Source organism: Bradyrhizobium sp. USDA 4474 (genome assembly GCF_054057515.1).
The window spans coordinates 3,927,099-3,950,507 of record NZ_JBSRZJ010000002.1 but is presented as its reverse complement, the minus strand read 5'-3'; the positions used below and the strand labels follow the sequence as shown (position 1 = coordinate 3,950,507).

Here is a 23,409-nt window from a genome sequence, read left to right as displayed (position 1 = left end):
ATTGAGGAACGTTGCTCGAGACGTGGCAATCGCTCCGCGGGACAATCGGCTGGCCGCGCTCCACACGGCCGCAGCAAACGTGCGCCCGTTCGTTGCAGATGGCTGGCTTAATCCAGCCGTTGTGAAGGACAAGATTTACGAGGTCGCGCAAATGCATGGCCTCGCTGGAGAGCCTGGCAGTGAGCAGGAAGTGGCGATTATGAATATTGCGCGGAGCGCTACCGACCCTCTGTCGGTGGCTCCGGCGGCCGATATCGAGATCCCTGCCCCATGCCTAATCACAGTCACTCCCATGGCATGGAAAGGCACGGAGCCGCCTGCGCAACGCTGGCTGGCTAGTGGCCGTATCCCTTGCGGCGATCTAACTCTGTATTCCGGCAACGGCGGCGCCGGGAAGACGGAGACCGTCGTTCAGTTGCTGGTCTATCTCGCCGCCGGACTTGGCGATTGGCTTGGCTGCGTCATCGAGAATGGATTGGCGCTGTTCCTGTCCTGCGAGGAGCCCGAAGAAAATATCAGGGAGCGCATCGAGCGCATCTGCAAGGATCGCAGCATCGATCCGCATGCAATTCCTGATCTTCACCTCCACTTTCCCGACCTTGAGGAGACATGGCTTGTCACGGTCGACCGCTTCGGCCGTGTGATCAAGACCGCGCTGTTTCTTGCGCTGGAAAGCTGGATCGCCGCGAACAAGCCTCGCCTTGTCGTCATCGATTCCATCGCCGCGGTATTCGACGGCGAGGCTATCGCCCGTCGGCAGGTCCGCGCGTTCTTGGCGATGCTCCGTAAGCTTGCGAGGGACCACGACGTCGCGATCGTGCTGCTCGATCATCCCAGCGTTCGCGGCATGGCGGATGGCAGCGGCACTGCGAACTCGGTGGATTGGCGCAACTCGGTTCGCTCGATGCTCCACCTCTCCGACCCGGATAAGGAGGACCGTGACCTTCGGATGCTCGAGGTGAAAAAGAGCAACTACGGCCGCTCTGGCGAGAAAGTCACGCTTCGCTGGTCTGGGTTGACGTTCACCACGGCCATGGCCGGCGAAGCATCCCCGCACCGAGCTGCGGCTGATCGTGACGTCGACGAGGCCTTTCTCCGGCTGCTCGACCGATTCACTGCACAGGGCCGCACCGTGAGGCCGAGCACCGGCCGCGGCAGCGCACCGGCCGAGATGGCCGACGAACCAGACGCAGGCGGTATCAAGACCGAGGCATTCCGAGCCGCCATGGCCCGCCTATTGACGGCTGGCAGGATCCAGATCGTCGAGAGCGGCCCACCCAGCAGGCGCACCAAGCACATCGCGAGGGCCATTACATGATCTTCGATCGCCCCTTCGATCGGTCTTCGATCGGTTCAAACGCCCATTTGATCGCCTATTCGATCGCCCCTTCGATCGGGTTCGATCGCCCCTTCGATCGGGTGTGTTCGATCCCCCCATACCCCTATGGCGATCGAAGCCGTCCGCCGCGGCCTTGGAGGGCCGCTGACGGCTTCTCTGCCTTGGCCTGGGCAATGCCCAGATCGGCCTCCCGGGATGGCGGTATCTTTTTCCTGTTCAGCATTGGGAGCAGCAACCGCATGGGCAGTCACGCGTACCACGTGCGCGCGCGGCGGAATTTCCCAGAAAATGACAGGAGGCGCAGTTGACGAAGCGAGTTAAGCGGCGGCGGGGTCGGCCGTCGCGCCGAGAAGCGAGCCAATCAGCGCTTGCTGGCGTGGATATCGCAGCCGTCGACCCGACATCCGTTTTGCGCTCAATCGCGGCCGACGAGTCCGCGCCGGCTTCGGCGCGCGTGGCGGCGGCCAAAGCATTGCTGGTAGCGGAGCAGAAAGGCGGCGATCAGCAAAAGGGCGATCAACAGCAGCATGACGTCGTCGCTCGGCGGGCGCTTCGGATCCTTTCAGGAGGTAAGGCATGAACGATGATAGAATCCCAATCGTCGCGCTCCACCGGGGTGTCGGGCTTCACGATGGGCAGTCTCCGCAACGGCTGGACGTGGTGCGACGCGCAATCGATGACGTTTTTGATGTGAGCGATATTGACCGGCTTTTCGAGATCGCTCGCGACGCACACTGGCCGCCGGAAGCCCGGTTGCTGGCTGCGGCGAAGCTTGAGGCGATGGTTGACATCGCTGTCGATGAGCGCGCGGTTCGGCCGCCAGTTGATCTCATGCTCGTGCAGGCCATCGTTGCCGGACTAGATTCAGCAAAGTGGCGGCATCCAAAGTATTTCGCTTCTCTGTTCGATCCGGGTCCGCCACCAGGCGAAACGTGGCCTGAGCGAGATGAGCACTTGCCATGAACGGCATAAGAGTCGGATGGCGGTTTGTTGCCTGTGATCGGCTTCCTGCGGGGACCGGCGCCAACATGCATGTGTTGGCAAATTAAAATTGCGGATTGCTCAAAATGACAACTAGAGGACGTAAGCCTCGGCCGACCCATCTAAGACTCGTGGAGGGGACGTACCGAGCCGATCGGCACGGTGGGCCGAATCGGCTGAAGGCAGCGGCTGCTGGCGAATTCGGTCCGCTGACGCGGCCGACATGTCTGAGGCGTTTCGCCAAAGAAGCATGGGAGCGCTACATCGCGCCGGCATCTTGGCTCGACACGTCACGCGAGCCGGCCGCAATTGCGTTCTGCGAACTTTGGGCAGAGATGCGCGCGGCTCCAGCACGCTTCCAGGCGGCGAAGCACAGCCAAATGCGCGCTTACATGTCCGAGTTAGGCCTCACAGATGAACGAAAGCGCGCCATCGACCCGCCCGAAGACCTCGATGAGTTCTTCGACAGTTGAGTGTGTCACGCGCCATGAGCAACTCCCGCGACCCGCGCCTTGCGGATGCGGTGCGAGATATCATCGACGATGTCCGCCGCAAGCAGCTTGCGCCGGAAGTCGCTCTGTCGCGCGGCGTCGCGCGGCTTGAGCGTATCATCCTGTCTATCGACGACGGCGAGCGAAAATCCGACCGCGACCGGCTAGAGACCGAAAGCGCGCTAGCTAGGATGGAGGCGCTCGGCAACGGCCGCGACGCCGCCATGCTGGTCGCTAGGCAGAGGTTCAGGGACCCACACAAACGCAAGATGGCGGCACAGCGGTATCGCAAAGCGCGGCGACGTGAGCGTCGCAAAGCGTGGCTGCGACCTCGAAAAAAATAACGAGCCCGGTTCGTTCTCCGGAAGTTTCTCGGCCTATGTTCGGCGTATGGCGAAGCACACCGAACCGAACGACCATCATCCGACGACCTCTGCCGGAATCATGCAATTCCTGCGCGGGCTTTCCGAGCGGCAGCGTGCACTTCAGACCGAAGGCGCGCAGAACTATGCCGCTTTTTTGAAGGGCAGCCCGCCACCTCGGCCAGCTACTGACCATGAGCGGCGCGTCGGCGAACACCTCCAGAAATTGATGAACGGCGCTACGCCGGCCCATTTCTTAACGCCAGCGGTCTCCCGTGACGAACAAATCCGCGCCGAGCTCGATGCAATCGCATTTGCCGAACGTCACTGGGCGAAGCAGTTGGATGACGCGCTCGATCGCGAAGCTCAGCAATACGTCGACGAACACGAAGCCGAGTGGCGCGCGTTGTGTCGCGATATCACCCTAACTGCGGTGCGGCTAGAAAGCCTCGAGGTTCGTGCACGCGAGATGCTTGCGCCGATTGTGGGGCGCTTCGGCTTGAAGCTCGCAATGGCGAGCACGGTCGGATCTGGGTTCTCCATCCTGGGCGTCGGCGATCCGCTCTCGGACTACCGCGCCGAAGCTCTACAGCAAGGCATCGTCAGCAACGCGGATATCAAGAAGGCAAGCAATGTACGCTAATCGAGTCAAAGCATTCACGGGACCAGATGCCGAGCAGCGCGCAGAGCGCGTCGGTCACTGGTTCAAGGCTGTGTTGGGTGTCTCAAAGTCGCGCGATTGGTGCGTCGAGAAGGGCATTGGCTTCACCAGGGCCACAAACGAGACCGTGAACTCTATGGGAGGCTTCCTAGCGCCCGTGGATTTCGACGCCGCAATTATTGCGGTGCGCGAAACTGTCGGAGCATTCCGACGGGGAGCGGACAAGCGACCATCTGCGTCCGACGGTCAAGTCAGACCGCGCCGCATCGGTGGCCTCACGGCTAGTTTTGTCGCCGAGGGCGCGACCATTCCGGAAAGTTCGTTCCAACTCGACGCGGTCGAGAGCGCTCTAAAAAAGCTTGCCATTCTAGGCCGTGCTAGTTCGGAACTGTTCGAGGACAGCGCCGCTGATCTCGGCGAGTTTATCACTTCGGAAGTCGGTTACGCGTTCGCCGCGAAGGAAGATGATTGCGGTTTCAACGGCGATGGCACGTCGGCTTTTGCCGGCATCAGTGGCCTTTCGACGAAGCTGGTCGGCATGAAATCCTCGATCGCAGCCGCCGCTGGCCACAATACCTTCGCGACAATTGACGGTACGGACCTCACCAATATGGTGGCGGGTGTTCTCGCAACCGCAATCCCGGGCGCGGCATGGTACACGTCGGCCACGGGTTACGCCCAGGGATTATGCCGTCTTGCCACCAGCGGCGGCGGATATATGGAAACGCGAATCATCGACGGCAAGCTGACGCCCTGCTATCTCGGCTTCCCCGTCGTGTTCAGCAGCAAACTGCCAGATGTTACGACGAGCCTGACTGGAAAAGCGATGCTGTTCTTCGGCGACTTGTCGCAGTCCAGCGTTCTCGTTGAACGACAACAACAGACCATCCTTTCGATTAGCCGGGACCGCGCGCTCGACACCGATCAGGTTCTCGTTCGGGGCACCCAGCGCTGCGACGTCATCAATCATTCCGTTGGTGACGCGAACACACGCGGATCGGTCGCGATGCTCGTGGGGACCGCATGATGAAGAGGCGTTCTAAAGCCGGGAATATGCCGCCCAAGCGGAGGGCGACGTTTGACGGCCCCATTCCGCCTAAAGATCCATCGAATGTGTTCGGCAATGTAAATCCACCGACGCCTTCGATGCCGGATATGCAGGTCGTTCCGCCGCCGAGTGCGCCTGTGCGGCCGGTGTGCAACCCACCTCCTGCTTCGCCGCCTCCACCATTGGTTCCGTGAGGTCTGATCATGCGACGACGACAATACAAGTTGAACTGCAGGCGAAAGGGCCTTGCCGTTCGTATGTCCGACGGATGGTGTGGCCGCATCGACTTTGAAAGTCGCGACACCGTTGTCTGTATCGAGAACGGCAAAGCCCCGAACGACTGGCTTGATGGATATCGCGCGTTCAGTCGCGAGCTGATTGCGAGCGCGACGAAGGAAAAGATCACGGTGAATTGGTCCTCCTCACGTCCGACCATCAATCGTCGGGCCGAGGTCGACGCGTTCCTCGAGCGTGCACGCTTCCGCCGTGAGTGGGACAGCGTGCCGGATGTCCTGCACTAGAGATCCATCGCCAAGCATCAGGACGAAACTGCGGCTGCGGATGTACCAGCCTCGGTAGACCGGGCTGAGCCGGGCGCAAGCTTAGCTCAGCCCGGAGTCACTACATCAACGCCATCCCAGATCAATTGCTTAGCTAACGGAGCACTAGAAAAATGACGCTTCAAGCGCTCGCAAGACCTACGTTTCTCGGTCCTAGTCCAAACTTCAACCCGATCAACGGGCTTGGATCTTTTAGCGCGGGCTTGCTCAATCAAGCTGTGATCTGTATTGGCCAGATTGAAACGTCGGATCAGGGTTCACACACGATCAACACGACCGGTTCTTCATCGATCGGTTGGCGCTCCGATGGCATTACGTTTGCCAGCGGGAGCACCTCGGTTTCAGTCGGGCTAGCTGCTGTCGATACAAGCAATGGTCAACCAGGGCGCGCGGTAAATTCAGCCGGCGTGGTTACGTTTGATGTAGCAGCAGTATACGCTGGCGGCGGTGGCGGAATCACCGACAGCGCCTGGCAGACCAGCGTGCCAACCACTGGATCTAAGACGATCGCCCACGGTGACTTGGTTGCTTTCGCCATTCAGATGACCGCACGTGGCGGGTCAGACATTGTCCGCGTCGATCTGCCCGGTCCAGCTACCGTAGGAACCATGTCGCCTACGGTGACGACGTATAATGGCAGCTCGTACACAGGGCAGGCCGCGTCTATTCCGAATCTCTTCATCACGTTTGCTGACGGGGCCACCGGCTGGTTTCAGGGCGGCGACGTTGCGTCGACCATGAGCGCCAGACTTTGGAACAGCGGCTCAGCAACTAAGGAATATGGGCAGCTATACCAGATGCCTGTGCCGATGAAGATTTTCGGAATGTACGGCTGGGGGTCGTTTAGCAACGACGTGACGCTAAATCTATATACCGACCCACTCGGTACGCCAGTCGCGCAGAAGTCAGCGTCGATCGTCGCAAAAACACTCTCGTCGAATAGCGGCTTTTTCTATCGAATGTTCTCTTCGCCGTACTCCGTTTCAGCGAACCAACCAATCGGTGCGGTGCTGACGCCCGGATCTAGCAATGTGAACGCCTACTACAAGACGGTGGCGAGCGCGAGCCAACGCGTCTCCGATCCGTGGGGCACGAGTGGATATGGCATTAGCCGAGCGTCTGGCGCCTTTGCCAACGCGAATTCAAGTCTCGATCACTATTACGTCGGGCTGCTCGTCAGCGCCTTTGATGACGGAACGTCCTTTGATGACGGAACGTCTGGCGGCGGTGGGGGTGGCGGCGGAAGCGTTGGCTACGTCATCGGGTCCTGAAATTGTCTACGTAGGCGCCACGACATTTGTGGGAGTATGCCGGCGGCCTGTTACCGCAGAACTCCTGGTGGAGAGGGCCTCGGAGAAGAACCATCAGCGGCTCTTGCGGTTGACGTCCAAGCGGGTCTGAGTCGCGCTTCAGACTCAGCGAGAAAATGGTATTGTGCGGTTCGAGCCAAGTGGCCAGGCCAGTACAGGCTTTGGTCGACCGAACGCTAAGCCTTGCGGAGTCGCTGTGAATCATTGCAACTAATTGGGATGCGGCGTATTGTCGCACGACAGAGAACGCAAGGTGAACACGCATATATTTGATATACTAAAGGAATTAGGGTCTCCGCATCGGGCGGGGACGAATCAATGATCGGTTGTGTGTCATGTCGGCTTCAGTAAGCCCGAAGCCTTTAAACGCGACCAAAGCGAGCGTTTGGTCCTATGCCGAACGCGTCGCGCACGCGCTCAACTTTAAGGCGGCAGATCCGGTTGAGCCTGTTGTGGCTCGCTTGGGTGGGCGGATTGAGTACAAGAATCCCTCGTTTCGTGACGTAGGACTTCCAGAGTCGATTGTCGTCCGCTCGCGGAATGATTTCACGATTTTCCTGCCCTCTATGACATCCTCGGTACGTGATCGATTTACGGTCGCGCACGAGCTTGGCCATTTCTTTTTGCATTACCCCCGCGCAGCCGAGGAAGCCCCGGGCGTTCCGATGGTTGCAACGCGTTGGGTGGACGAAAACGATCGCGAGCAACAGCGCGCTGAATGGGAAGCGAATTGGTTTGCGGCAGCGTTTTTGATGCCTGCGCAGATGTTCATTGAGACCATGACTAGGTTCAAGCAGGTTGAAAGAGCCGCCCAAATTTTCGCTGTAAGTGTCCAAGCCGCTGAGGTAAGGGCTAAAAGTTTAGGGTGGTGATACTTGCTGGAATGTCCGAAATACCGGACGAGGGCATTTCTGTCCGTTGACCTGGTTGGCTCAACAGCGTTCAAGGCTGGGGAAGGCAGTAAACCTACCGGCCAAGCCGCTTACCCGAAATGGGTTGATGAAACCCGGAAATTCTACGCTGACTTCCCGCTGCTTCTGCGCGGACGGTACAACCACGTCACCCACGGTGACGAAGATATTCAATCAAACTGGCCCCGCCTATGGAAAACCATTGGCGATGAAATCGTATTCTGTGTTCGCGTCCTATCGCGCAATCATCTGGCTTGCATCGTGCAGGCATTCACCGAGGCTCTGCGAGAGTACGGACATAGATTGGAAGAACGTGGCAAACATCTTGACGTGAAGGGGACGGCGTGGCTCGCGTCCTTTCCCGCGCCAAATGTAACCGTTCCGATTGAGCGAGTTGAGGCATTCGACATCCCGTCTGAAGAAATGGAGCTTGTGGCCGATGAAACTCCGCACAGGTTTGATTTTCTTGGCAAGAATATTGACTGTGGATTTCGCCTCGCGAAGTTCTCTTCCGCTGACAAACTGACGTTGTCGGTAGAACTCGCCTTAGAGCTTTGTGATTCAATCTCCGTGACGGAAATTTTCCGGGGGAGCTTTCATTATCTCGGGCGAGAGGAATTGAAGGGTGTCCTGAACGGACGCCCTTATCCAATAGTAGCCGTATACACCGAACGAAGGGCCGTCCGCAGGCACGTTGTTGACCTGGAGATGGACATCACCATCAACCGAAATATAAAACCGCTGAAATTGGGAGAGTTTCTGCGGAGATTTATGCAAGATGAGGAAATGGATAGCCTTCTTTTAGAGGGTGCTCCTTCCCCGCTTCCGCAGGCATACGTAGATTTCTGCGCGCAGTGGGAGCCGCTCGCGAAGGAAGAGACACAACGGGGCGCAGCAGAGAATGCTGCCGCGGGTCCAGTCGATGGGACGGGTGGCATTCCGCAGAACGTAGAAGACGCGTTCGAAAAGATCGTACAGCCCGTTGAAGGTGTTAGCGCAAGCGGCGCTGCCAGTGGCCTTTCCACCGACGCGAAACCGGATGCTGAAGGGCAGCGTCTGTAGCCATCAAAGTAACTGCTCGCCGTTGCTGATGCGACGGTTGTTTCGCGCCGAGCCATAGCCGGTCGTTCACTGCGAAAGCGCTGAGTTTACGGCCGAATATCGCCTGGCGGGACCCTTCCGAGGCGTTTGGCGATTTCGTCAGCTTGGACGCCATCGTTGAGGTGTGAGCAGAGTATAAGCTTTTTTCCGGCAACCAGGGCCGTGCTGTTGCGCGATCGTTGGACATAGAAATTCGTCGGATCTCGATTCGGAAACGGTAGCCGTTTCGAAACCAAGCCCTCCAGGCGCAAGCCCTAGCGATTACCGGCGCCGGCCGGACCGGGGCCGCGGCGCTCCTGTTCGATCGTCGTGCTGTCGACACCCAACTGACGGCCTTGGGTAACCTGCTGGGGTTCCGGCACCCGGTCGGGATCGATACGCCCGCAGCCGTTGCTGGTGCAGTAGAAGCCCAGGAACTCACGGGGCAGATCACCCCGACCGTCCCTTACCCCGTAGATCCGAACAAAACCCCTGCTTTGCTGGACGATAATGCTCGAGCGGTGAACGACGTGACCATCTGGACCGTAGAAGGTTAGCAGGGTTTCGCCCGGCTGCAGCCCGCGAATGGTAAACGTTCGATCAGTATCCGGCGTAACTTGCGCCACGCCATCGACAGACATCGCGATTCTGCCCACGGGCTCATCGAACATGAATGTGCGAGACTGATCGGCCCGAACCTCGATAGTATCGGTAGAGACGATCTCCTTGGGGGCCTGAGCATTCGCTTGGCCGACGAAAATGGCGGCGCAGACCGCGCAGCCGAGAAATAAACGGCGCATGGCTGATCTCGCTAGTCAGTTTAAATATGAGCCGCCGAGCGTGGGCTCATAGTTGAGGACGATTTCCAAGCCGACCGGAACATCGGCCCAGGCAGACATTGCCTCACGGCCGCCGGGCCTGCGATTGAGCAATCGGCGTAACTCAGATTTGCCGGCAAATGGCGGCTAAGTCTCGCTACTTGGACCCTTGCTCGGATTTCGGAGCACTCGGCGCGTGCGAGGATGTTGGTAGCCCGGCCGCTAGCTCTGCACGAAATCCGGCAATATCTCGCAGTAATTCGTCGCGGTCCGGCCCCTGCGGAAGCTTCCGAGCGGTGGCCTCCAGTAGCCTCACAGCCGTTTCTTCTAGTTCCCGCATGTCGTTGCTGCAACTTATCTGAACAAACCTTCGTATACCCGAGGCTTCCCCGACCTGTGTTACCGTGAAGCGGGTCCTTGGTGCGACACCTCGTCCGCGAGCCTCGCGCCATCCACCTCCGCAGCCCCTGTCGCGTGCACCGGCAGGGGCTGCGATTTGAAAGGCATCTTTCGCCTCATCTGAAAACGGAAACGATCTCGGCAGAACGGTCGAAGCCTCTAACGAGGAACTAGGCCGCTCCAGAGGAGAGTCCTAAAATCCCTCTGCGCGCCCAAAGCAGCGGCCCCGCCAACGCTGTTACACATGGCGGGGCCGCCTGCTCAACGGGCTCTGGGGCTGCCGAGCCCGAACGCCACCAAACTGTACGCCTTTCTGCCATAACGATGATTGCAACAAAGGAGCACTCATTTCGGAGTGTCCTAATCCGCCTCTGCGGGATCATCGACTTCAGAGCCAGTCCGGCGAGACCGCCCGATCAGCAGGCCGAATGTGCCGATGAGCACGAAGATGCCACCCGCGATTATCAGCCAATGTCCGGGCTCCAGCGTCTGCAGCAGCCCGGTAAGCTCGCTCATTCCTTTCGGACACCGACACGCCCTTAGAGCTTTTTGGCTTTTTGCAGCAGCCGCAATGTGCGAACGGATGAGAAGATTACTTTCGGTATTTGAGGGAGCCACTGCGACTGGTTCCGCCAGAAAACTAGGATGCAGAAAGGCGCCATTTCCCTGTTGTCTTCATCGAAGAGCTCACCGCGTCTAAAAATGATAGGAAATTGGCTCTCCTCTTCAGTGCGCAACAGCGCCACGAATGAATCGCCAATTGCAGCCTTGGCGATCGATCGGATTGAATCGTCTTCAGAAACCCCAACGCCTGCGGGGAGGCATTTTATTTTTCTGATCGTAACGTCCGACTTGGACATGTTCTTGAAGTGAAGGTTTCGGCTGCCATACTCCGATGGACTGATCCAGACCAGCGGGCGCTCGGAGAACAGCCGGTCCCACGCGGTGACAGAAAAAGACAGCAATCCGCCAATCGAGCCCAACTGTATCAGCCATTGCGGTAGGGTCATTTCGCCTTCCGTCCGATCTCGACCATCGCAGCCGACATCCGAGCCATTGTATCCGCCGCTTTCTTTAGAGCGCCCGGGTCAAGCTTCGTCCCCTTCGTCGTGCTGGCCGCTAGACCGATCTCGACGAGCTGGCGGATGGCCGTCGCGAGTTTGGGACTGTCCGGCTGATCTTTCGCCCAAGCCCTGATCTCGACCTGCAATTCCTTTGGCATTCGGACGCCAACCAGCGGCGCGGTGCCAGTGGCTGGCCGGCCGCGTCCAATTTTACGATTATCTTTTATTGACTTCGCCATGATTAAAAGATTATCTTAAAAGCAAGCCGAGGGGAAGGGTTCAGCTTCCTCCTCGGCTCTAACCCACAACACGGGAGTGATCGTGATGCAGGCTAATTCGAAAACTACCACGCGCAGGCAATTCGCAACATGGCTGGCGGCGGCTACGGCGGGCGCTGGGGCGGGTGCGGTGGCCATACCCGCAACCTCGCTCGCCGCGGCGCCGGGCGACGACAGCGCACTACTGCGGCTTGAGGAGGAGGTCTTCAAGCATTGGCATGCCGCTAACGCCCACAACGACGAAATCGCGCGGCTTAGCGAGTCGCGCAGCGATGTGCACAGACGCCTGATCGAGGAAGCGTCGGCGGCAGGCCGAGACCTCGATGAGCGCGAGCGGTGGCTCCAATACTACGCCACCCCGGAGGGCCAAGAACTCGATCGGCTGGTGACACTGAGCGATCAGAACTGGTCGGCGATGTTCGGGCTTGTCGAGAAGATGTGGGACATTCCCGCGCATGCCGAGGCCGGCCGAAAGGCAAAAGCGTGGGTCCTAATCGCCTGCGTGATGGACTGGCGAGATCGGGACGAGGAGATGGATTGGCGCCCACTGATGGCTCGCCAATTGCTGATCGACCTCGTTGGCGGGGACGCGGCGGCATCGATGCGGGACCAGTTCGCCTGAGTGCCAACCTTCTTCCGCGCAGGAAGAAGGTCTTGGTCAGCTTGTCCAATCTTCGGACAAGCGATGGGACGTAGCATTGCCATATGGGCCCATCGGCTCTTCCGCCGGTGGGCTTTTTATCCGCGAATCACATTTGCCTTAAGTTTGACGTCCGTTCACCCACCAGCTCGATGCACCCGTCAATATTTCTGAAGTCGGAACAGGCCCATCTAAGTCATTGTTTTCGCGAGCTTCGAAAAAGTATCGCCGGTTAGGAGTGTGGATAACCCAGGAGCTTGGCCGACCCTTTTCTTCGCGGCAGGGCATATAGGCTCATACGTCCAATTAGATGCCGCCTGATCTACTCAGATATAGCGAGAGGAAAGAGCGATGAACGAACCGCAAGCTTTTAAGACCCTCCTAGTTCGCCTGCCATCTGACGTGAAGGCGTGGCTCGAGCGCGAGGCCGCATACAACCTCAGTTCGCAGACGTCCGAAATCGTCCGCTCAGTTAGGCATCGTATGGAAGCCGAGCGGCACGCGCCCACGACGGCACCGGAGGTTGCGTGATGAAGCATCTCGAAACTGACATCCGGGTCCATCAACGACTCGCCGAAGCTGTGCTTAGCAAAATGGACGAGCAGGCCGTGAAGCGTGTTCTTCGGCCAGACCAGCTAAAGCGGATGAAGAAATGGATCAAGAAGCAGAATCCATCTTTGACGCAGATCGAAGCAATTAGTCGTCTCGTCGACATGGGCCTAGACGCTGAATCCCGAGCGAAGGGTTTGAACACAGCGAGGCGAACCTAGGTGTCTCGATCGGAAGAGTATTTTCAAACAGGAATAAAAAAGCGGGGGCGGGGCATGGCTCAAGCCTCGCTCGACCTGATCGGGGCTATGCGCAACATTGCCGAGGCGGTTCAGCCGGTCACGGGACGCGGTATCGGCTATAAGCTGTTCACGGCTGGCCTGATACCCTCGATGTCAACCAACGACATGCAGAAGGTCTATCGCCTGCTGCGGATCGCCCGCGAGCAGAACGCCATCCCGTGGGAGTGGATTGTCGACGAGACGCGCGAGCTGGAGCGGGTTTCGACCTGGAGTGATACCGCCCAATACGCGCGCGCGGTGGCCAGATCCTATCGCCGCGATTTTTGGGATCAGCAGCCATACCGTGTCGAGGTTTGGAGTGAGAAGGGCACCATCCGCGGCGTGCTGAAGCCGGTCCTAGACAATTACGCTGTCGGCTTTCGAGTCATGCATGGATTTACCAGCGCCACCAACGTCAACGACGTCGCCCAGGACGACGACGGCCGCGAGCTGGTCGTGCTTTACGTCGGCGACTTCGATCCTAGCGGCCTGTACATGTCGGAGTGCGACCTACCGCGGCGGCTCATCGGCTACGGCGGTGAGCACATCAGATTCAAGCGCATTGCGCTAACGCCGTCCCAGACGCTGGGTCTGCCGTCATTTCCAGCCACCGACAAACGCAAGGACCCGCGGCATAGCTGGTTCGTCGGTAGCTCCGGCGACCATTGCTGGGAGCTTGACGCGATGGACCCGCGCGACCTGCGTGAATGCGTCGAACGCCATATTGAGGAACTGATTGAGCCGGTCGCATGGAAGCGCTGCGAGGTCGTGAACGCGGCCGAACTGGAGTCGCTGCAAACAATCCTGTCGAATTGGAAGGGTGCCTGATGTCAAGGCGCCCCGCTATCACTCAGGCCGCAATCATCCGGACGCTCAAGGCGTTTCAGGCCGCAGGTGTCGGCACTCGGAAGATCGAGATAGACCATGTCGCAGGCAAGGTGGTGGTTATTCCTGGTGGCGTGGTCGATCTTGAGCCGGAGAAGACTGCGCTAGATGCGTGGAGGGCTAGCCGTGGTAAGAGCTAAAATACAGGGCGTTTTCCCGACATATAAGAACCTGAAAGACGGCACGCGCAAAAGGTATTGGTATCACCGCGCCACGGGCAAACCTCTCCGCGGAGAGCCAGGTTCTCCTGATTTCATCGCGGACTACGCCGCGGCTGAGAAGCTTATCCGCGATCGCCACAGCGGCACGTTCAACGGACTGGTTAGATCCTACACAACGTCCGTCGAATTCGAGCAGAAGCTCGCGCCCTCGACTCAGGCCGAATACAAGCGAATGTTGACAAAAGCGGAGAGCGAGTTCGGCACGATGCCGAACACTGCACTCGATGATCCGCGCGTCCGCAAAGATCTATTGGACTGGCGCGAGAAGATTGCGCGCGATTCGGGGCAACGCGAAGCCGACAACCGGCTTTCTGCAATATCGGCGATGCTCACATGGTGCGTCGATCGTGGAACGATAACCGCTAATCACATTCGAGGCTTCAAGCGGCTCTATCACGCCGATCGCTCTGAGGTCATTTGGCTGCCTGAGCACATTGCCGCCTTTATGAAGGTGGCGCCCATCGAGATGCAGCGCGCGTTGATCCTTGCCCTCCATACAGGTCAGCGCGAGGGCGATCTGCTGCGCCTGCCGTGGTCGGCCTATAAGGGCGACTATATCGAGTTGCGCCAGGGCAAGGCGCGTCGTCACGGTAAGCAGGCGCCACTGATACAGATCCCATGTACGGCCGCGCTGCGCCGGATGCTCGACGGCATGGAGCGGGCCTCGCCGTTGATCCTCACGACAAAGACGGGGCAATCATTCAAGGCGCGTTATTTTGCCGCGATGTGGGACAAGGCCATGACCAAGGCCGGCCTGCAGACTGTAGCGCTGCCGGGATTGGACCAGCCTGTTGAACTCCACTTCCACGACCTGCGCGGAACCGCCGTCACGCTATTGTCGGAGGCTGACTGCACTCATCAGCAGATCGCGACCATCACGGGCCACAGCCTAAAGACGGTGCACCTAATTTTGGAGCGCTACCTCGCTAGGACGCGCGGTCTCGCTGAGCAGGCGATATTCAATTTCGAGAACAGCCCCCGAACAAAGTTTGCAAACCAGCTGCAAACCAGCACCGCCAAGGCATCAGGCAGAAAGAGAAAACATGATACCCATCAATAGCGTAGATGGCGCGCCCGGAACGATTCGAACGTCCGACCCTCAGATTCGTAGTCTGATGCTCTATCCAGCTGAGCTACGGGCGCGTTTTTCGCTGACAGTGCGGGCTGGGCCCGCAGGCAGCCTCCGGACAGCGCCGGAGGGGTGCGAAAGAGCGCTCTGACTAACCGCTCTTGCCGGCGTTGGCAAGGTCCGGGAGGGGGAGATTTTGCAGAGAGATGACGGTTTTTGGATCGGCCTCTGGCCGACTACGCCCGCGCCCGCTCGTTGCGGATGGAGAGGAGTTCCACGGGGCGGTCGGGGATGACGATCCGGAAGGTGGCGCCGATGGTGCCTTCGACCAGGTGGATGTCGCCACCATGGGCGCGCACCAGCTCGGCGGCGATGGCGAGGCCGAGCCCGCTGCCGCCGGGACGGCCGGAGGTCTGGAACGCCTCGAACAGGTGCTCGCGGGTCTTCTGGGGCACGCCCGGGCCGGTATCGGAGACTTCCAGGATGGCAACCGCGCCTTCGCGCTTTCCGGTGATCCGGATCTGCTGCGGACCACCGTCGCCGGAGGCATGACTCTCCAGCGCCTGGGCGGCATTGCGCACGAGGTTGAGCAGCACGCGAAACAGCTGGTCGGGATCGGCGTCGACCGCGAGGCCGCGCTCGATCGCGGCGACCCAGGCGATCGTTGCGTCATTGGCAAGACCCGCGGTCTCGCGCACCTCGAGCACGACAGGCTCGACCAGCATCATGCGGCGATCGGGCGCGGCCTCCTGGGCGCGGCCGTAGGACAGCGTCGACTGGCAGAAGGCAATGGCGCGCTCGAGCGAACGCACCAGCTTCGGCGCAAAACGCTGCACCCTGGGATCAGGCACGCTGGCGAGCTGGTCCGACAGCAGCTGCGCCGAGGCCAGCAGATTGCGCAGATCGTGATTGATCTTGGAGACGGCGAGGCCGAGCGCGGCGAGCCGGCTCTTCTGATGCAGCATCGACATCAGGTCGCGCTGCATGTCCGACAGTTCGCGCTCGGCGACGCCGATCTCGTCGCTGCGCTGGCTCGGCACGATGATCCGCGCCGAGCTTTCGGGGTTTTCGTGGAAGCCCACCAGGCTCGCGGTCAGCCGCCGCATCGGCCGCACGAAGAGATAATGAAGTGCGAGATAGACGAGGCCGGCGGTCAGGACGCCGATGATCAGCGCGACCACCACGACGTTGCGGGAAAAGCGGTACATCGACTGCCGCAAAGGCTGCTCGTCGGTGACGATCTCGATGAACTGGGCGTCGCCGACGCCGGGGCCGACGATGCGGATCGGCTGGTTGCCGGTCTCCAGCATCATCTGGAACGAGCCGGTGATGGCCTGCCACACCGTCAGGTCACGCAAATCGACGTCGTGCTCGATCGTCGCCGGCAGATTGTCGCTGGCGAGCAGGCGGCGCTGCTGGCCCATCTTGATTGCGACCGCGCGCGCATTGATGCTCTTCAGGATCTGCCGCGACAGCGAATCCGGCACCATGCCGAGCGGCGCCGCATCGAGCACCAGCGCCGCCGTGTTGGCCGCGGCGACGCGGTCGTTGAGCCGGTTGACCCAGAAGTTCGCGATCGCAGGCACGTAGAGCAGGACGGCCGCGATCATCACCAGGGGGACGGTCAGCAGCAACAGCTTGCCTGACAGCCCAAGCCCGCCCGGGCCACGGGACCGCATCGCCGAATCCGGCTGGTCCGCTGGCCGATCCAGATCTTGGTCCAGAGCTTGCTCCAGATCCTGGGTCCGCTGCTGAAGGTCCGTCGCTGCCACGGAATTCGCCCCTGCTGGCATTGGCTGGTGGAGGATGCGACCCGCCCGGGGGCCGGTCAAATTACGGATCGCTAATCTGCCGAGGTGGGATGTAGGCGCTGATCCGGCTATCCGCCACCTCAAGAGTTAAAAACCCCAACGAAACAGTGATATTCAACGGAACCGGGCGATCTTGCGGCGTTGACGAAAACAAGACGCTCGCTTATAAGCCGCGCAAATTGTCCGCGATGACCCGGTGCGACACCGGGAGCGGCTCTTCTGGGGCCGGAAATGGCTCGTTTGGGGCCGCATCTTCCGGACTTTATCATCAATTCTACAGGCACATTGCCCGGTCAGCGGAGAAAAACCCGTGAAGCGGACTTATCAACCCAGCAAACTGGTGCGCAAGCGCCGTCACGGCTTCCGTGCTCGTCTCGCGACTGCCGGCGGCCGCAAGGTTCTCGCCGCCCGCCGCGCCCGCGGCCGCAAGCGTCTGAGCGCCTGAGCCGGACCCCCTTTCCCGGGATTTCATCATGGATCGGCTGAGGCAGCGAGCGGATTTCCTCGCCGTTGCCAATGGCGCGCGGGTGAATAGTCCCGCGTTCGTCCTGCAAAGCCTTGACCGACAAAGCCTTGACCGCGACGATCTTGGCCCCGTCAGGATCGGCTTCACCGTTACCAAAAAGAACGGCAACGCCCCCGAGCGCAATCGCATCCGGCGCCGGCTTCGCGAATTGGTGAAGCGGCTCGATCCGGTATCGATGCATCCCCATCATGATTACGTGCTAGTCGGCCGCAGGGACGCGCTTTCGCGCGACTTCACGACCATGCTCGACGATCTGCGCATGGCGTTCGCGAAACCCGCGCGGCATACGCAAAAACGACGCGGCCCAAGAACCGACGGTCCAGCTCCCGCGACCAGCCGCAAACCGGATTGATGACGAGACAATAGTGATGACCGACAATCGCAATACCATCCTCGCCGTCATTCTGTCCGGCCTGGTGCTGATCGCCTGGCAGTACTTCTACAACGTGCCGGCGATGGAGAAGCAGCGCGCCCAGCAACAGGCGCAGGCCGAGCTGCAGAAGGCCAATCCGCAACCGACGGCCTCCGCGACGCCGGGCGCCACGCCGCAGGCCGGCAGCACGACGACGCCGACCACCGCGCCGGGCGCAAACCAGCCGGCCCAGCCGGTCGTGGCCCGCGAGGCCGCAATTGCCGCCAGCCCCCGCGTCAAGATCGATACGCCGCGTCTCGCCGGCAGCATTTCGCTGAAGGGCGGCCGCATCGACGACCTCGCGCTGCTGCAATTCCGCGAGACCGTCGATCCGCAGTCGCCGCCGATCATTCTCTATTCGCCCTCCGGCACGGCAGAGCCCTATTACGCCGAGTTCGGCTGGGTGGCCGCGACGGGCGTGACGTCGAAGATGCCCGATGCCCAGACCGTCTGGCAGCAGGACGGCAGCGGCAGCCTGACGCCGACGACCCCTGTCGTGCTGAAGTGGGACAATGGCGAAGGTCTCAGCTTCCGCCGCACCATCTCGGTTGACGACCATTATCTCTTCAGCATCAAGGACGACGTGAGCAATGTCGGCAACGCGCCGGTGACGCTCTATCCGTTCGCCCTGATCTCCCGTCACGGCACGCCGCAGGTCTCCGGCTACTACATCCTGCATGAAGGCCTGATCGGCTATCTCGATGGCTTGCAGGAATACGCCTACAAGAAGATCGACGAGGCCAAGTCGGTCAGCTTCAAGGCGACCAATGGCTGGCTCGGCATGACCGACAAGTACTGGGCCTCGGCGCTGCTGCCCGACACCAGTGCGCAGCTCCAGGCGAAGTTCTCCTCGAACCTCACCGGCAACGTCCACACCTACCAGACCGACTATCTGCTCGACCCCGTCACGGTCGCGATCGGCGGCACCGCGACCGCAAATGCGCGGCTGTTCGCCGGTGCCAAGGAAGCCGGCGTCGTCGGCGTGTTCCCGTTCGCGGGGCTCGGCGGCTACAACAAGGCGCTCGGCCTCAATCATTTCGATCTTCTGATCGACTGGGGCTGGTTCTACTTCATCACCAAGCCGATGTTCCTCGGCCTCGACTTCTTCTACCGCTTCTTCGGCAATTTCGGCATCTCGATCCTGCTCGTGACTGTCATCGTGAAGCTGCTGTTCTTCCCGCTGGCAAACAAGTCCTACGCCTCGATGGCGAAGATGAAGTCGGTCCAGCCGCAGCTTCAGGCGCTGAAAGAGCGCTACCCCGACGACAAGGTGAAGCAGCAGCAGGAGATGATGGAGATCTACAAGAAGGAGAAGATCAATCCGGTCGCCGGCTGTCTTCCCGTGGTGATCCAGATCCCTGTGTTCTTCTCGCTCTACAAGGTGCTGTTCGTCACCATCGAAATGCGGCACGCGCCGTTCTTCGGCTGGATCAAGGACCTCTCCTCACCCGATCCGACCAATCTGTTCACGCTGTTCGGCCTGCTGCACTACGATCCGACCGCGCTGCCGCTGTTCGGGCACTATCTGCATCTCGGCATCTGGCCCCTCATCATGGGCGTCACGATGTGGTTCCAGATGAAGCTGAACCCAACGCCGCCGGATCCGACGCAGCAGGTCATCTTCAACTGGATGCCGGTGATCTTCACCTTCATGCTGGCGGGCTTCCCCGCTGGGCTGGTGATCTACTGGGCCTGGAACAACACGCTCTCCGTGCTCCAGCAGAGCTTCATCATGCGTCGCAATGGGGTGAAGGTGGAGTTGTTCGACAATCTGAAGGCGACGTTCGCGAGGAAGGCGACGTAGCCGTCATTGCGCGCGCCTCGCTTCCGCCTTGGCTGTTCGAGCTACGGCGGACAAGTCGCTCGCAATGACGCGGGGAAACAGCGAGCCTTCGCATGACCGACGACAAAGATGCGAAGCTGATCGAAACCGGGCGCAAGCTGTTCGCGCGCGACTGGCAGTTCATCTGGGCTTCGCCCTCGATCCAGACGCTGCCGCCGATGGCAGGGCTGGAGATCGCCTTCGCCGGACGCTCCAATGTCGGCAAATCGAGCCTGATCAACGCGCTGACGGGGCGTAACGCGCTGGCGCGCACCTCGCATACGCCCGGGCGCACGCAGGAGCTGATCTTCTTCGAGGTTCCAGGGAAGACCGACCTGCGGCTCGTCGACATGCCCGGCTATGGCTATGCCAAGGCACCGAAGAGCCAGGTCGCGTCCTGGACCGAGCTGATCCACACGTTCCTGCTCGGCCGCGCCTCGCTCGCGCGCGTCTATGTGCTGATCGATGCGCGGCATGGACTGAAGGACGTCGATCTCGAAGTCCTCAAGACGCTCGACCGCTCCGCCGTCAGCTACCAGGTCGTGCTGACCAAGGCCGACCAGGTGAAGGCCTCCGAACTCCAGTCCTGCATCACGGAGACGGAAGCCGCGCTCGCGAAACATCCGGCTGCGTTCCCGAACGTGATCGCGACCTCGTCGCGCTCATCGACCGGCATGGCGGAGCTGCGCGCCGCGATGGCGAAGCTGCTGGAAGAGCGGACCAAGTGATGGCGCGCCTGCTGATCGCGCTCGCCGGCTTGATGGGCGCCGCCGGCGTCGCGCTGGCCGCCGCCGCCGCCCACGGCGCGGACGCCGGCCGGCTTGCCTCGGCCAGCGCCATGCTGCTGTTTCATGCAACTGCCATATTGGCCGTGACAGCCTTGCTCGCGCGCGGCCTTCTGCACGGCGGAATTGGCCTGATCGCCGCATTCGGCTTCGTCATCGGCGCGGCGTTGTTCGCGGGCGACCTCACCTTGCGGCAATATGCCGGCCATCAGCTGTTTCCGATGGCTGCACCGTCAGGCGGAACGCTGATGATCTTGAGCTGGCTGGCGGTGATGCTGGCGGCGGTGGTGCCTGCGCGCTGATCCGTAACGGCGGCATGCCAACCCCACTTTGCGCCTCGCCCGCCAATCAGATAGAACGCGAACCCGCGTTTGTCCCGCCAGCGAGATCCGCCTCATGACCGAAATCTCCCCGCTCGACCAGGCCCGCATCCTGTCCGAAGCGCTGCCGCACATGCAGCAGTACGACGAAGAAACCATCGTCATCAAATATGGCGGCCATGCCATGGGCGACGAGGAGACCGCGAAGAACTTTGCGCGCGACATCGTGCTGCTGGAGCAGACTGCGATCAATCCGGTGGTCGTGCACGGCGGCGGGCCGCAGATCGCGACCATGCTCAAGCGCCTCGGCATCGTCTCGGAATTCGCAGCCGGCCTGCGCATCACCGACGCCGCGACCATCGAGATCGTCGAGATGGTGCTGGCAGGCTCCGTCAACAAGCAGATCGTCGGCTACATCAACGAAGCCGGCGGCAAGGCCGTGGGTCTCTCCGGCAAGGACGGCAACATGGTGAAGGCGACGAAGACGACGCGCACCATCATCGACCCGGACTCGCATATCGAGAAGGCCGTCGATCTCGGCTTCGTCGGCGACCCCGAGAAGGTCGATCTGACGCTGCTCAACCAGCTGATCGGCTACGAACTGATCCCGGTACTGGCGCCGCTCGCGACCTCGAAAGAGGGCCAGACGCTGAACATCAACGCCGACACGTTTGCCGGCGCTGTCGCCGGCGCGCTCAAGGCGAAACGCCTGTTGCTGCTCACCGACGTGCCCGGCGTGCTCGACAAGTCGAAAAAGCTGATCCCGCAGCTCTCGGTGAAGGACGCGCGCAAGCTGATTGCCGACGGCACCATTTCCGGCGGCATGATCCCGAAGGTCGAGACCTGCATCTACGCGCTCGAGCAGGGCGTCGAGGGCGTCGTCATCATCGACGGCAAGATGCAGCACGCCGTGCTGCTCGAGCTCTTCACCAACACGGGCACGGGAACGCTGATCCACAAGTGAAGCGGGAGCGGACAGGAACGGAGCCGGGAGAGCGGCGCGCGCGCCGCTCTGCCCTCGCGCGCTTCCTCATGACGCTGCCGGCCGCGGCGGTGTCGTTCGTCTTCTCCTCCGCACCGGCCGTTGCCGATCTCAAGATCTGCAACCGCATGTCCTATGTGGTCGAGGCCGCGATCGGCATCGACGACAGGGCGGCCACCGCGACGCGGGGCTGGTTCAGGATCGATCCCGCGACCTGCCGCGTGGTGGTGCAGGGAACGCTCACCGCCGACCGCATCCTCCTCAATGCCCGCGCGCTCGGCATCTATGGCGCGTCTCCCATCCCGCAGAACGGCAGCGACATGCTGTGCGTGGCGCCGGACAATTTCGTCATCGCCGCGGCGCGCCAGTGCCGCAGCGGCCAGACGCAAGCACCCTTTACCCAGATCACCCCGACGACAGGCGACGACGGCAATCTCGTCGCCTATCTCGCCGAGGATTCCGAATATGACGACGAACAGGCGCGGCTTGCCGGCATCCAGCGGCTGCTGGTGATCGCGGGCTACGATATCGGCGCGATCGACGGCGTCGATGGACCGAAGACGCAGGCCGCCCTCGCAGCCTTCCTGAAGAGCCGCGGATTGTCCCCGGACGTGGTCTCCTCGCCGAATCTCTTCAAGACCATGGTCGAAGCCGCGCAGACGCCGTCCCCGAGTGGTCTCACCTGGTGCAACGACACGCCGCACAAGGTGATGGCAGCGGTCGCCACCGACGACGGCAAGGCGGTGACGAGCCGCGGCTGGTATCGCATCGACCCCAAAACGTGCCTGCATCCCGACGTGACCGGGCAGCCGAAGCAGATCTTCAGCTTCGCGGAAGCCGTCGACGGCGACAACCGCGCCATCAAGCTGAAGGACAGGCCGCTGAACTGGGGCGGCGACAAGCAGCTCTGCACCCGCGAGACCAAGTTCGAGACCGTCGAGCAGACCGATTGCGGCGCGCGCGGATTTGCAGCGACCGGATTCGGCGCCGTGGACATGTCGAGCGGCGGCAAGACGTTGCGCTTTGCGTTGCCGTGATCGAGAGAATTTTGATGAAATCGCCCCGCGCCTTTGCCCATGTCGACACCTGGGTGTTCGACCTCGACAACACGCTCTACCCGCATCACGTCAACCTGTGGCAGCAGGTCGATGCCAGAATCGGCGAGTTCGTCTGCAACTGGCTGAACGTCACGCCGGAACAAGCGCGCAAGATCCAGAAGGATTATTACCGCCGCTTCGGCACCACCATGCGCGGCATGATGACCCTGCATGGCGTGCGCGCCGACGACTATCTGGCTTACGTCCACAAGATCGATCATTCGCCGCTGGAGCCGAACCCGGCGCTCGGGGCGGCCATCGCAAAGCTGCCGGGCCGCAAGCTGATCCTGACCAACGGCTCGGTCGACCATGTTGATGCGGTGCTGGCGCGGCTCGGCCTCGGTTCGCATTTCGACGGCGTGTTCGACATCATCGCCGCCGAATTCGAGCCCAAGCCGGCGGCGCAGACCTATCAGAAATTCCTCAGCCACCATGCGGTCGACCCGACCAGATCAGCCATGTTCGAAGATCTCGCCCGCAACCTCACCGTCCCGCATGACCTCGGCATGACCACGGTGCTGGTGGTGCCTGACGGCACCAAGGAAGTGGTACGCGAGGACTGGGAGCTGGAAGGCCGCGATGCCGCCCATGTGGACTATGTCACGGATGATCTGGCGGCGTTTTTGGCCGGGCTGTCTCGCTAGAGTCGTAGCCCGGGACGGTGGTGGAGTATGCCTTGACTTCGCCCCTCCAAATCCCGAAAAAGC

The 23,409-nt window shown here is 61.0% G+C and carries 25 protein-coding genes, 1 tRNA gene and 1 pseudogene; 20 read left to right on the top strand and 7 right to left on the bottom strand.

Annotated elements, in window-relative coordinates:
* Nucleotides 1-151: 151 nt before the first annotated feature.
* The 8 genes from ACVW16_RS20555 (at nt 152) to ACVW16_RS20520 (ending at nt 7,624) form a co-directional block, all read left to right on the top strand.
* Complete coding sequence (locus ACVW16_RS20555) at nt 152-1,318, top strand: AAA family ATPase (RefSeq protein WP_456802411.1); 1,167 nt, start codon at nt 152-154, stop codon at nt 1,316-1,318.
* A gap of 597 nt (nt 1,319-1,915) precedes the next feature.
* Nucleotides 1,916-2,302, top strand: coding sequence for a hypothetical protein (locus tag ACVW16_RS20550; RefSeq protein ID WP_456802410.1), 387 nt, complete (start codon nt 1,916-1,918; stop codon nt 2,300-2,302).
* A gap of 505 nt (nt 2,303-2,807) precedes the next feature.
* Nucleotides 2,808-3,155: a hypothetical protein gene (locus ACVW16_RS20545; protein ID WP_456802409.1), complete on the top strand. Its 348-nt coding sequence runs from the start codon at nt 2,808-2,810 to the stop codon at nt 3,153-3,155.
* Nucleotides 3,115-3,816: a hypothetical protein gene (locus ACVW16_RS20540; RefSeq protein ID WP_456802408.1), complete on the top strand. Its 702-nt coding sequence runs from the start codon at nt 3,115-3,117 to the stop codon at nt 3,814-3,816. Before ACVW16_RS20545 ends, ACVW16_RS20540 begins: the two co-directional genes overlap by 41 nt.
* On the top strand, nt 3,806-4,861 hold the full coding sequence (locus ACVW16_RS20535; RefSeq protein WP_456802407.1) for a phage major capsid protein: 1,056 nt from the start codon (nt 3,806-3,808) through the stop codon (nt 4,859-4,861). The genes ACVW16_RS20540 and ACVW16_RS20535 overlap by 11 nt, the downstream gene beginning before the upstream one ends.
* Nucleotides 4,862-5,085: 224 nt before the next feature.
* The gene (locus tag ACVW16_RS20530; RefSeq protein ID WP_456802406.1) at nt 5,086-5,403 is read left to right on the top strand and encodes a hypothetical protein; all 318 of its coding nucleotides are present in this window, start codon (nt 5,086-5,088) and stop codon (nt 5,401-5,403) included.
* 152 nt (nt 5,404-5,555) lie between these two features.
* The gene (locus tag ACVW16_RS20525; RefSeq protein WP_456802405.1) at nt 5,556-6,713 is read left to right on the top strand and encodes a hypothetical protein; all 1,158 of its coding nucleotides are present in this window, start codon (nt 5,556-5,558) and stop codon (nt 6,711-6,713) included.
* 374 nt (nt 6,714-7,087) lie between these two features.
* The gene (locus ACVW16_RS20520) at nt 7,088-7,624 is read left to right on the top strand and encodes an ImmA/IrrE family metallo-endopeptidase (RefSeq protein ID WP_456802404.1); all 537 of its coding nucleotides are present in this window, start codon (nt 7,088-7,090) and stop codon (nt 7,622-7,624) included.
* Between the two features lie 1,030 nt (nt 7,625-8,654).
* On the opposite strand, the pseudogene ACVW16_RS20515 reads toward ACVW16_RS20520, so the two are convergent.
* The 5 genes and pseudogenes from ACVW16_RS20515 to ACVW16_RS20495 form a co-directional block, all read right to left on the bottom strand.
* A pseudogene (locus tag ACVW16_RS20515) lies at nt 8,655-8,767 on the bottom strand (IS1595 family transposase); the annotation flags it as partial.
* A 251-nt stretch (nt 8,768-9,018) separates the two neighbouring features.
* Nucleotides 9,019-9,543 (bottom strand): pilus assembly protein N-terminal domain-containing protein, encoded by a 525-nt coding sequence (locus tag ACVW16_RS20510; protein WP_456802403.1) that lies wholly within the window; start codon nt 9,541-9,543, stop codon nt 9,019-9,021.
* 777 nt (nt 9,544-10,320) lie between these two features.
* Complete coding sequence (locus ACVW16_RS20505; protein WP_456802402.1) at nt 10,321-10,476, bottom strand: hypothetical protein; 156 nt, start codon at nt 10,474-10,476, stop codon at nt 10,321-10,323.
* A 23-nt stretch (nt 10,477-10,499) separates the two neighbouring features.
* The gene (locus ACVW16_RS20500) at nt 10,500-10,970 is read right to left on the bottom strand and encodes a hypothetical protein (protein ID WP_456802401.1); all 471 of its coding nucleotides are present in this window, start codon (nt 10,968-10,970) and stop codon (nt 10,500-10,502) included.
* Nucleotides 10,967-11,263, bottom strand: coding sequence for a hypothetical protein (locus tag ACVW16_RS20495; protein WP_456802400.1), 297 nt, complete (start codon nt 11,261-11,263; stop codon nt 10,967-10,969). The genes ACVW16_RS20500 and ACVW16_RS20495 overlap by 4 nt, the downstream gene beginning before the upstream one ends.
* A gap of 169 nt (nt 11,264-11,432) precedes the next feature.
* On the opposite strand from ACVW16_RS20495, the gene ACVW16_RS20490 reads away from it, so the two are divergent.
* The 4 genes from ACVW16_RS20490 (at nt 11,433) to ACVW16_RS20475 (ending at nt 14,938) form a co-directional block, all read left to right on the top strand.
* Nucleotides 11,433-11,924, top strand: coding sequence for a hypothetical protein (locus tag ACVW16_RS20490; RefSeq protein ID WP_456802399.1), 492 nt, complete (start codon nt 11,433-11,435; stop codon nt 11,922-11,924).
* 548 nt (nt 11,925-12,472) lie between these two features.
* Entirely contained in the window at nt 12,473-12,712 is a 240-nt protein-coding gene (locus tag ACVW16_RS20485; RefSeq protein WP_456802398.1) for a hypothetical protein, read from the top strand.
* A 54-nt stretch (nt 12,713-12,766) separates the two neighbouring features.
* Nucleotides 12,767-13,600: a hypothetical protein gene (locus ACVW16_RS20480; protein ID WP_456802397.1), complete on the top strand. Its 834-nt coding sequence runs from the start codon at nt 12,767-12,769 to the stop codon at nt 13,598-13,600.
* Nucleotides 13,601-13,783: 183 nt separating this feature from the next.
* Nucleotides 13,784-14,938 carry a tyrosine-type recombinase/integrase gene (locus tag ACVW16_RS20475; protein ID WP_456802396.1) on the top strand — a complete coding sequence of 385 codons (1,155 nt, stop codon included), beginning with the start codon at nt 13,784-13,786 and terminating at the stop codon, nt 14,936-14,938.
* A gap of 6 nt (nt 14,939-14,944) precedes the next feature.
* On the opposite strand, the gene ACVW16_RS20470 is transcribed toward ACVW16_RS20475, so the two are convergent.
* Nucleotides 14,945-15,021 (bottom strand) — tRNA-Arg (locus ACVW16_RS20470).
* A gap of 162 nt (nt 15,022-15,183) precedes the next feature.
* The gene (locus ACVW16_RS20465; protein WP_456736519.1) at nt 15,184-16,626 is read right to left on the bottom strand and encodes a sensor histidine kinase; all 1,443 of its coding nucleotides are present in this window, start codon (nt 16,624-16,626) and stop codon (nt 15,184-15,186) included.
* 442 nt (nt 16,627-17,068) lie between these two features.
* Between ACVW16_RS20465 and rpmH the strand changes: the two genes are divergently transcribed.
* The 8 genes from rpmH to ACVW16_RS20425 all read left to right on the top strand — a co-directional run bounded on the left by rpmH (nt 17,069) and on the right by ACVW16_RS20425 (nt 23,346).
* A complete protein-coding gene (gene rpmH, locus ACVW16_RS20460) occupies nt 17,069-17,203 on the top strand; it encodes a 50S ribosomal protein L34 (RefSeq protein ID WP_008542748.1) in 135 nt (44 codons plus the stop codon).
* A 28-nt stretch (nt 17,204-17,231) separates the two neighbouring features.
* Nucleotides 17,232-17,636: a ribonuclease P protein component gene (rnpA, locus tag ACVW16_RS20455; protein ID WP_456700937.1), complete on the top strand. Its 405-nt coding sequence runs from the start codon at nt 17,232-17,234 to the stop codon at nt 17,634-17,636.
* A 16-nt stretch (nt 17,637-17,652) separates the two neighbouring features.
* On the top strand, nt 17,653-19,500 hold the full coding sequence (yidC, locus tag ACVW16_RS20450) for a membrane protein insertase YidC (protein WP_456700936.1): 1,848 nt from the start codon (nt 17,653-17,655) through the stop codon (nt 19,498-19,500).
* 92 nt (nt 19,501-19,592) lie between these two features.
* Entirely contained in the window at nt 19,593-20,246 is a 654-nt protein-coding gene (gene yihA, locus ACVW16_RS20445) for a ribosome biogenesis GTP-binding protein YihA/YsxC (RefSeq protein WP_456700935.1), read from the top strand.
* A complete protein-coding gene (locus ACVW16_RS20440) occupies nt 20,246-20,605 on the top strand; it encodes a DUF423 domain-containing protein (RefSeq protein ID WP_456736520.1) in 360 nt (119 codons plus the stop codon). The genes yihA and ACVW16_RS20440 overlap by 1 nt, the downstream gene beginning before the upstream one ends.
* Nucleotides 20,606-20,699: 94 nt before the next feature.
* Complete coding sequence (gene argB, locus ACVW16_RS20435; protein WP_456700933.1) at nt 20,700-21,587, top strand: acetylglutamate kinase; 888 nt, start codon at nt 20,700-20,702, stop codon at nt 21,585-21,587.
* A 68-nt stretch (nt 21,588-21,655) separates the two neighbouring features.
* Nucleotides 21,656-22,642 (top strand): DUF1036 domain-containing protein, encoded by a 987-nt coding sequence (locus ACVW16_RS20430; RefSeq protein ID WP_456736521.1) that lies wholly within the window; start codon nt 21,656-21,658, stop codon nt 22,640-22,642.
* 14 nt (nt 22,643-22,656) lie between these two features.
* Nucleotides 22,657-23,346 (top strand): pyrimidine 5'-nucleotidase, encoded by a 690-nt coding sequence (locus ACVW16_RS20425; RefSeq protein WP_456736522.1) that lies wholly within the window; start codon nt 22,657-22,659, stop codon nt 23,344-23,346.
* The last annotated feature ends 63 nt before the right edge of the window (nt 23,347-23,409 follow it).